This is a genomic window from Mycobacterium sp. SP-6446 (assembly GCF_001954045.1).
GTDB lineage: Bacteria > Actinomycetota > Actinomycetes > Mycobacteriales > Mycobacteriaceae > Mycobacterium.
In genome coordinates this window covers 1-721 of record NZ_MBEM01000130.1, presented here as the reverse complement: position 1 = coordinate 721, position 721 = coordinate 1, and the positions used below count along the sequence as shown (strand labels likewise).

Genomic DNA, 721 nt, shown 5'->3' with positions numbered 1-721 from the left:
CGGTTGCCGCGGCGGGACGCCCTCAAGATTCTGAACGACCAGCTATCTAGTCAACCCGACTACCGGGATCGGTTCATCAGGGAGGCCGACTTAGCGTCGTCGCTGTGGCATCCACACATCGTTGAGGTGTATGACCGCGGCGAATTCGAGGGTGATCTGTGGATCGCGATGCGCTACGTCGACGGGTTCGATACCCGTCGAGTGCTCCGGGAAAGCTGTCCGTCCGGAATGCCAGCTGCCGACGTGTGCACCGTAATCGCCGGCGTCGCCAGCGCGCTGGATTATGCCCACCAGAAAGGCTTGCTGCACCGCGATGTCAAGCCGGCCAATATCCTGCTGACCCGTCCAGCGGGTGGAAGGCAACGTATCTTGTTGACCGACTTCGGTATTGCACGCAATCGGGACGAGATCAGTGGTCTCACACAGACAAATATGACGGTCGGTACAGCAGCCTATGCGGCGCCCGAACAGTTGATGGGCAATCACATCGATGGCCGCGCAGACCAGTACGCGCTAGCCGCCACCGCGTATCACTTGCTTACCGGCGTGCCGGTGTTTCCCAACACCAATGCGGTCGCTGTGATCAGCGCGCACCTCACGGCCCCTCCGCCGCGGCTCAGCGCTATGCGCCCAGAGCTGGCTGGGCTCGACGAGGTGCTGGCCCGCGCATTGGCCAAAAATCCGGGTGACCGCTTCGCCTTGTGCACGGAGTTCGCCGACG

1 protein-coding gene is annotated in these 721 nt (G+C 62.3%); it reads left to right on the top strand.

Annotated features, from left to right (window positions below; all coding sequences use genetic code 11):
- The coding region (locus A5736_RS10990; protein ID WP_139333256.1) for a serine/threonine-protein kinase at window positions 1–721 on the top strand (721 nt) is incomplete at both ends.